Annotated in this window: 5 protein-coding genes; 4 read left to right on the forward strand and 1 reads right to left on the reverse strand. The window is 66.8% G+C overall.

Annotated elements, in window-relative coordinates; genetic code table 11:
• Positions 1 to 176: 176 nt before the first annotated feature.
• Entirely contained in the window at positions 177 to 578 is a 402-nt protein-coding gene (locus ACIHAO_RS38555) for a nitroreductase/quinone reductase family protein (RefSeq protein WP_396566508.1), read from the reverse strand.
• A 132-nt stretch (positions 579 to 710) separates the two neighbouring features.
• Here ACIHAO_RS38555 and ACIHAO_RS38560 point away from each other — a divergent pair, with 132 nt between their 5' ends.
• From ACIHAO_RS38560 to ACIHAO_RS38575, 4 genes are all read left to right on the forward strand, one after another.
• Complete coding sequence (locus ACIHAO_RS38560) at positions 711 to 1,796, forward strand: plasmid pRiA4b ORF-3 family protein (protein ID WP_396566510.1); 1,086 nt, start codon at positions 711 to 713, stop codon at positions 1,794 to 1,796.
• 205 nt (positions 1,797 to 2,001) lie between these two features.
• A complete protein-coding gene (dnaE, locus tag ACIHAO_RS38565; protein ID WP_396566512.1) occupies positions 2,002 to 5,586 on the forward strand; it encodes a DNA polymerase III subunit alpha in 3,585 nt (1,194 codons plus the stop codon).
• Positions 5,586 to 7,058: an MFS transporter gene (locus ACIHAO_RS38570; protein ID WP_396566513.1), complete on the forward strand. Its 1,473-nt coding sequence runs from the start codon at positions 5,586 to 5,588 to the stop codon at positions 7,056 to 7,058. The genes dnaE and ACIHAO_RS38570 overlap by 1 nt, the downstream gene beginning before the upstream one ends.
• Before the next feature lie 454 nt (positions 7,059 to 7,512).
• A complete protein-coding gene (locus ACIHAO_RS38575; protein WP_396566515.1) occupies positions 7,513 to 8,757 on the forward strand; it encodes a low temperature requirement protein A in 1,245 nt (414 codons plus the stop codon).
• Positions 8,758 to 9,042 lie beyond the last annotated feature (285 nt).

Raw genomic sequence — 9,042 nt, forward strand, 5'->3', positions numbered from 1 at the left:
TGTCGGTGCGGTGGATCGTGAGTGGCGATTCGGGTGATCGCGGGGCCGCGGTCCGTGAAGGACTCCTTGAGGGACTCTGGGTCCCTCAAGGAGTCCTTCACGGACTTGGAACACACGCCTCTGGCCCCAGTAGTCCCACCAGTCACAGTGATGGGGCGCGAAGGCCCCCGCGAGCTTCAGACGCGGCTCAGCGCGATGACCGGAAACGGCCTGCTGGTCTTCGACTGGTGCTCGGCCAGCCGCGGGAACGCCTTCGCCTGCTTCGCGAACAGACGGTCCCGAGCGGCTCCGGTGACCTCGATCGCGTGAGCGGTGAAGCTCTCTCCGTCCGCTTCGACGTCGACGGAGGGCTCCGAGATCAGGTTGCGATACCAGTCCGGATGCGCGGGTGCGCCTCCGTTGGCGGCGAAGACGACGTGGCGGTCGTCGTCGGCCAAGAACAGCATCGGCGTCACGTGCCGCCGTCCGGTTCGGGCGCCGGTGGTGGTGAGCAGCAGGGTCGGAAGGCCATCGCCGTGGCGGCCGTTCGCGCGGAACTCCGCGATCACGTGTTCGTTCATGGCCTGCAGGTCGATCATCAACACTCCGGGCGGTTCGGTGATCTTGGCGGCTGGTCAGTCTGCACATCCACGCCCAGGTCGGCAAGCATTTTTCGATCCTCGCAGTTCACGGCTTCCGGAACTGTCGGTGCTGGTGGCGATACTGATCCCGTGTCCCCCGTCAGCCGCGGCCGCAAGCCCGCCAAAAGACCGAAGAGCCGGCGCGTCCACCGGCCACGTCCGCCTCTGGACGTGGCCAGGGTGGAGCGCTGGCCGAAGCTGCTCCACGGCCCGATCGAGCTGTCGGACTGTGTGGTCCAAGGCCAAGTAGATCAGGACCTGGTGGTCCTGGCCGCCAAGCTGACCGCGGGCAAACGCTCGGTCGGTGTCGAGGTGGTGGTCAACGATCGCGAGGTCGACGTGATCGAACTCCACGCCGTTCCCGAGGACGCCTTGGCGGTTCTTCGCAACGGCTTCGAGGTCACCGAGGCACCGCTGACACCCGAGGAGTTCCGGAGCCAGGTCGAAGCGGCGCTGGTCGCCAAAGCGGACCGCGACGCCTGGCTTCGGGAGAGGGTCCCCGAGCTCTTGAAACTGGGGACCGATCCCAGGCCCGAGCTGCCCGAGCGCGCGGTCCAGCTGCGCCGATGGCTCGGCCTTCCCGCCTACGAACCGCTGCCCCGCATGTCGTCGGCCGATCCGTTGCCGCTCGTCCTGCCCCCGCCCGTGCCGGTCACCGGGTTCAGGCTGGCGGTCGCGCTGGCCGAGCTGGACGACGCGATCTGGCGACGGCTCGAAGTCCGCTCCGACGTCACGCTCGCCGGACTGCACCGGATCCTCGCGGCCGCGTTCGACCGTGACGAACGGGGGTATCACCGGTTCGAGACCGCGTACGGAGGCTTCAGCGTCGACGCGCAGAGCTGTGAAGGCGACCGTTTCGACGACGAAGTGACACTCGGCCAGGTCATCACATCGCCAGGCCACCGGCTCGTCTATGAGGCGGAGAGCTGGAGGCACTGGATCCGCATCGAGCAGTTGGTCGCCCTCCCCACAGCACCGAGCTGCCTCGACGGCGAACGCGCCGCGCCTCCGGCCGAGTGCGAGGACCACCAGAGCTACGAGATGTTGCTGGAGGCCCTGCGCGATCCGTACGACGAAGAGAACGAGGAGCTGCTCGAAGAGTTCGGCGGCTACGGCTTCGATCCGGAGTGGTTCGACAAGGAGGTGGTCGACGAGCGGCTGGCCCGGCTGGGCTGACCCGGCGAGGTGGGCTTCGCGCCCATTCGGGTGGTGATCGCTCCGGCGAGCCAGCTGGATTTGATCTCGCCGAACTAGCAGACTCGGCAGCGCCCGAGGGCCGTGTCCCCCCGCAGGTTGGCGATGATCATGACAAGCCTAGGGTGGGAGGACCGGCCCGCGTCAAGCAGCCAGGGATCCGTCTGCCTAGGGGAGGTTTTCGCTGGTGTCGAACGATTCCTTCGTCCACCTGCATGTGCACACCGAGTACTCGATGCTCGACGGTGCGGCGAAGATCGCCCCCTTGTTCAAGGAGGCGGCGCGCCTGGGCATGCCCGCGGTCGGCATGACCGACCACGGCAACATGTACGGCGCGGACGAGTTCTACCAGCAGGCGGTCAAACACGACCTCAAGCCGATCATCGGTATCGAGGCCTATGTCGCGCCGGAGAGCCGATTCCACAAGAAGCCGGTCTTCTGGGGACAGTCGAACCAGCGTGGCGCCGACGAGCTCGGTGAAGGCGGCGACGTCTCCGGCGCCGGCGCGTACACGCACATGACGATGCTCGCCGAGAACTCCACCGGCCTGCGCAACCTGTTCAAGCTCTCCTCGCTCGCGAGCATGCAGGGCTACTACCGCAAGCCCCGGATGGACCGCGAGCTGATCGCGGAGAACCACCAAGGCATCATCGCGACCACCGGTTGCCCTTCGGGCGAGGTGCAGACGCGGCTGCGGCTGGGGCAGCGCACCGAGGCGATCCAGGCCGCGTCGGACTACAAGGACATCTTCGGCGCCGACAACTTCTTCCTCGAGCTGATGGACCACGGGCTGCCGATCGAGCGGTCGGTCCGTGAAGGCCTGCTCGAAGTCGGCAAGCTGCTCGACCTCAAGCCGCTGGCCACCAACGACTCGCACTACGTCACCAAGGACCAGGCCGACACCCACTCCGCGTTGCTGTGCGTGCAGGCGGGCAAGACGCTGAACGACCCGAACCGGTTCAAGTTCGACGGTGACGGCTACTACCTGAAGTCGGCCGCCGACATGCGGGAGTACTGGGACAAGGAGGTCCCCGGCGCCGCCGACTCGACGCTGCTGATCGCCGAGCGCGTCGAGTCCTACAAGGACGTGTACACGCACAAGGACCGGCTGCCGTTCTTCGAGGTCCCCGAGGGCTACGACCAGGGCACCTGGCTGCGGGAAGAGGTCGCACGCGGCCTCAAGTGGCGGTACCCGGACGGCGTCCCGGACCCGTACTACAACGAGCGCATCGAGATCGAGCTCGACGTCATCATCGGGAAGGGCTTCCCCGCCTACTTCCTGATCGTCGCCGACCTCATCAACTACGCCCGTAAGGTCGGCATCCGCGTCGGCCCCGGCCGTGGTTCCGCCGCCGGCTCGCTGGTCGCGTACGTCCTCGGTATCACCAACCTGGACCCGATCCCGCAGAAGCTGCTGTTCGAGCGGTTCCTGAACCCCGAGCGCGTCTCGATGCCCGATATCGACATCGACTTCGACGACCGCCGCCGCGGCGAGATGATCCGCTACGCCACCGAAAAGTACGGCGTCGACAAGGTCGCGCAGGTCATCACCTTCGGCACCATTAAGACCAAGGCGGCCATCAAGGACTCCGCCCGGGTCCACTTCGGCCAGCCGGGTTACGCGATCGCGGACCGGATCTCGAAGGCGCTGCCGCCGCCGATCATGGCGAAGGACATCCCGCTCTCGGGCATCGTCGACTCGAAGCACGAGCGCTACGGCGAAGCGGCCGAAGTCCGCGCGCTCGTCGAGACCGACGAAGAGTGCAAGACGATCTTCGAGACCGCCCGTGGTCTCGAGGGCCTGATCCGCAACGCCGGCGTCCACGCCTGCGCGGTCATCATGTCCTGCGACCCACTGACCGACGCCATCCCGCTGTGGCAGCGCGACGACGGTTCGATCATCACCGGCTGGGACTACCCGTCGTGCGAGAACATCGGCCTGCTGAAGATGGACTTCCTCGGCCTGCGGAACCTCACCGTCATCGGTGACGCGATCGACAACATCAAGACCAACCGCGGGATCGACATCGACCTCGACACCCTCGGCGTCGAAGACCCGGAGACGTACAAGCTGCTCTCCCGCGGTGACACGCTCGGCGTGTTCCAGTTGGACGGCGGGCCCATGCGTGACCTGCTCCGCCGGATGCAGCCGACGGTGTTCGACGACATCGTGGCGGTGGGCGCGCTGTACCGCCCCGGCCCGATGGGCATGAACGCGCACAACGACTACGCCGACCGCAAGAACGCGCGGCAAAAGGTCAAACCGATCCACCCCGAGCTCGAAGAGCCCCTGAAGGAGATCCTGGCCGACACCTACGGCCTGATCGTCTATCAGGAGCAGATCATGCACATCGGCCAGAAGGTGGCCGGCTACTCGATGGGCCGCGCGGACGTGCTCCGCCGCGCGATGGGTAAGAAGAAACAGGAAGTCCTCGAGAAGGAGTTCGTCGGCTTCGAAGAGGGGATGAAGTCGAGCGACCTGGTTCCCGGCGGCTTCTCCTCCGAGGCGATCAAAGCGCTCTGGGACACGATCCTCCCCTTCGCCGGCTACGCGTTCAACAAGAGCCACGCGGCCGCGTACGGCCTGATCTCGTACTGGACCGCGTACCTCAAGGCGAACTTCACGCCGGAGTACATGGCCGCGCTGCTCACCTCGGTGGGTGACAACAAGGACAAGTCCGCGGTCTACCTCTCGGAGTGCCGCCGCCTCGGGATCAAGGTGCTCCCGCCGGACGTCAACGAGTCGGCGCTGAGGTTCGCGGCCGTCGGGGACGACATCCGCTTCGGTATGGGTGCCGTCCGCAACGTCGGCGCGAACGTCGTCGAGTCGATCATCAAGACCCGCGAGGAGAAGGGGAAGTACTCCTCCTTCACCGATTTCCTCGACAAGTCCGAACTGGTGGCCTGCAACAAGCGTGTCATCGAGTCGCTGATCAAGGCGGGCGGGTTCGACTCGCTCGGCAACACGCGGCTCTCGATGATCCAGGTGCACGAGGACGCGGTCGAGGCCGTGGTCCCGCTCAAACGCCAGGAGGCGATGGGGCAGTTCGACCTCTTCGGGTTCGGCGGGGACGACGACGCCGGGGACGCGGTGTCCTCGTCGCCGCTCGCGCATCTGAAGTTCGGGGAAGAGGAGTATCCGCGCAAGCAGCTCCTGGCCTACGAACGGGAGATGCTCGGCCTCTACGTCTCGGCACACCCGCTGGACGGCGCCGAGCGCATCCTGCGCAAACACGCCCCGCGGCCGATCGCCGCGATCCTCGCCGATCCGCCGAAGGAAGGTGAGCTGGTCGTCTCCGGGCTGATCACCTCGCTGGAACGCCGGGTCAACAAGAAGGGCGAGCCCTGGGCGATCTGCACCATCGAGGACATGGACGCCTCGCTCGAGGTCCTGTACTTCCCGAAGTCCTACGCGATGTTCTCCGCCGATCTCATCGAGGACAACGCGGTGCTGGTCAAGGGCAGGGTGAACTGGCGCGAGGACAAGATGTCCATCTTCGGCGGCGGGCTCGTGCCGCTCGACCTGTCCGAGGTCGGCAACGGCGACGACGACCTGCCCCTCGTCCTGCTGGCCGCGGCGGAGAAGATCGACCAGTCGGTGGTCAGCGAACTGAAGCAGACGTTGCTGGCGCACAAGGGCGAGACCCCGGTGCACCTGAAGCTGGTCGGCAAGAACCAAACGGTCTTCGCGCTCTACGACTATCCGGTCAAGGTGACCTCGATGCTGATCGGTGAGCTCAAGGGGATCCCCGGGATCGCCGCCAGCACCTGATGAGCACCTACGAACCCGATCCCCGGCGCTGGAAGGCGCTCGCCGTCTCCCTCTCCGCCGGGTTCATGGGCCTGCTGGACGTCAGCATCGTCAACACGGCGCTGCCCTCGATCCAGCAGGATCTCGGCGCGTCGAGCGGCGGGATCCAGTGGGTCGTGTCCGGCTACGCGCTGGCCTTCGGGCTGGTGCTGGTGTCCGGCGGCAGGCTCGGCGACGCGCTCGGCCGCCGCCGCATGTTCCTGTTCGCGCTCGCCGCCTTCGTGCTGACCAGCGCGTTCGCCGGCGCGGCGCCGAACGAGACGACGCTGATCATCGCGCGGCTGCTGCAGGGTTTCGCCTCGGGCATGATGACGCCGCAGAACAGCGGGATGATCCAGGACCTGTTCCGCGGCGCGGAACGAGGCCGCGCGTTCGGCATGTTCGGCGCCACCGTCGGGATCTCGACCGCCGTCGGGCCCGTGCTCGGCGGCGTGATCCTCGCGGTCTTCGGCGATCCGGAAGGCTGGCGCTGGGTCTTCTACGTGAACGTGCCCATCGGGATCGTGGCGTTCGTCCTCGCTTTGAGATGGCTCCCGAAACCGGAGACACCGGCGAGAAGCCTGCGGGGCGAGATCGACTTCGTCGGCGTCCTGCTGCTGGGTGTCGCCGTCCTCGGCGTCCTGCTCCCGCTGATCGAATCCGAACAGGGCGGGCTCAGCAGCCTGTGGTGGCTGTTCGTGGTCGCGGTGGTCTTCGGTTTCGCGTTCGTGCGCTGGGAACGCTCGATGGTGCGGCGCGGCCGTCCGCCGCTGCTCGACACCCGGCTGTTCACCGGCACCCCGGGTTACGCCACCGGTGCCGCCGTCGGCGCGCTGTACTTCAGCGGGTTCACCGGGATGTGGCTGGTCTTCGCCATCTTCTTCCAGCAGGGCCTCGGCTACACGCCACTGCAATCCGGGCTCGCCGTCACCTCTTTCGCCCTCGGTTCGGCCGTGTCGGCGGCGATCGCGGGACGGCTGGTGCCGAAATGGGGCCGCAGGCTCACCGTCACCGGGCTGGTCATGGTGATCGCCGGGATGATCACGGTCGCCGTCCTCGCCGGACAGGATCCCGGCGCCGCGGCGGGCTGGTGGTTCGCGCTGCCGTTACTCGTCGCGGGTGTCGGTGGTGGCATGGTCATCTCGCCCAACACCACGCTGACCCTGGAATGCGTCCCGACGTCGATGGCGGGGGTGGCCGGGGGAGCGTTGCAGACCGGACAGCGGATCGGCACGGCGATCGGCACCGTCGTGCTGGCCTCGGTCTTCCACGCGGTGCTGGGCGCGAACGGTGGCTACCCGTCGGCGCTGACCGCGGCGATGCTGTGTGCCGCCGTCCTGACGAGTTCGGCGCTTTTACTCGCCGTGATCGAACTTCGTTCCCGCCGGAAGCGGCGTTTGCTCACCGAGCGGGAGGAAGCCGAGCGGGCTGCGGCCGACAGCCAACGCGGCTGAGTCATCCGTGCGTGCCGATGACTACTTTCGGCAAGACCGATGCTCCATCCGAGTGACTGACGCCGTCATCCTCTGGTGCTACTCAGAGCAACCGGGTAGACCTAACGGAGCCTTCACTGCTGTGTCTTGGCTACCGACAGTGGTATTTCTGTCGATCGATCGGGGATGGATCGATCGGCGAAGCGATCGTGGTGAGTCCGGAGTTTTCAGGAATGGACACCCACGGTCACGAGCCGGTGGACGGCCGTCGGCGTCCGCGGGGGACCGTTCGGCGGCAGCCGGCTCACCACCACTGACGAGCCGAGTCCCGGTGAGGCATTCGCGCGGGTGGGTCCGCGCGGGGTCGCCTGGGGAGGTGCACCCGGCCCGGGCCCACTCGCCGCGCGTTCCTCCGAGTGTGTGAACCGCTCCCGGCTGCGAAGATCTTCCACAGATCGAGCGTGGAGGAGCGGTGATGGCGGAGAGTTCTGTACGGCGGAGTCGGCTGCGGGTCTGGTACCGGCCGATGACGATGCGTGATTCCGGTGAAGGGCACCGGGTCGCGACCCCGCTGGAGCTGTTGTTCGACCTGTGTTTCGTGGTCGCCGTCGCGCAGGCGGCCGCTGGTCTGCACCACGCGATCGCCGAAAACCACATCGGGCACGGGGTGCTCAGCTTCGGGATGGTGTTCTTCGCGATCTGGTGGGGCTGGCTGAACTTCAGCTGGTTCGCGTCCTCGTTCGACACCGACGACGTCCCGTACCGGCTGGTGACGCTGGTGCAGATCGCCGGCGGGCTGACCGTCGCCGCCGGTGTCTCGTCGGCCTTCGAGGGCGACTTCACGATCATGGTGGCCGGTTACGTGCTGATGAGGCTGGCGATGGTCGTGCAATGGCTGCGCGCCGCCCGGACCGATCCGCACTGCCGCCCGGCCGCGGTGCGGTACGCCATCGGCATCACGATCGTCCAGATCCTGTGGATCGTCCGCCTCGGCCTGCCGGAGTCGCTGGCGCTGCCGTCGTTCTTCGTGCTCCTGCTGGCCGAACTCGCGGTGCCGATGATCGCCGAACGCAAGCGCTGGACGGGCTGGCATCCGCACCACATCGCCGAGCGCTACGGCCTGTTCACGATCATCGTGCTGGGTGAATCCATCCTCGGCGCGACCACCGCGGTCAAGGAGGGGCTGGACAAAGGCGAGCACACCGGCAGCCTGATCTCGCTCGCCGCCGCGGGGCTCGTGCTGCTCTTCTCCCTGTGGTGGCTGTACTTCGACCAGCCGGGCCACGTCCGGCTGGAGAAGGCGAAGAGCCTGTTCACCGTCGCGAGCTGGGGTTACGGGCACTATCTGATCTTCGCCTCGGCGGCCGCGCTCGGCGCCGGCCTCGAAGTCGCGGTCGACTACGACACCCACACGGGACACGTCGCCTCGCTGCCCGCCGCCATGGCCACGACCGTGCCGGTCGCGATCTACCTGCTCAGCGTCTGGCTGATGCACATCGGCCCGACCAACGAATGCCGCCCGATCGCGATCGGTTTCCCGGTGACCGCGGTGCTCGTGCTCGCCGCTTCGTTCACTCCCGCGCCCATCCACATCACCGCCGGGCTCGCCGCCGCCCTCGTCGTGCTGACGGTGGTCGCCACGCACGGAGAGCCGGTTCCGGGGGAAGGCCCGATCGACGCAGGTCAGAGCCCCGACGCGAAAAAGGGGACCCCCCTGTAAACGCCGGTTTCGGGCCGTGTAATGTTCTCTTCGTCGCCAGGGAAACCGAGCGGCCGCCGGGAACACGAACCAAGCTCCCACCGGATGGTGGTAGAGTGGGTGGTCCCGAACCGGAGAGGTAACTCTAACCCGCTGAAACGGCAGTTTCGAGCAGGTGTTAGAGTGTGCTCCAGACAAAAGCCAAGAAATAACTGCTTCGGATAAGGCCGCGTGACTGTGGTGCGATTCGGGGTGTGTTGCTTGAGAACTCAACAGTGTGCTAGTGAACTAAGCCAGTAGAGCTTA

Source organism: Amycolatopsis sp. NPDC052450, from assembly GCF_044547565.1.
Taxonomy (GTDB): Bacteria; Actinomycetota; Actinomycetes; order Mycobacteriales; family Pseudonocardiaceae; genus Amycolatopsis.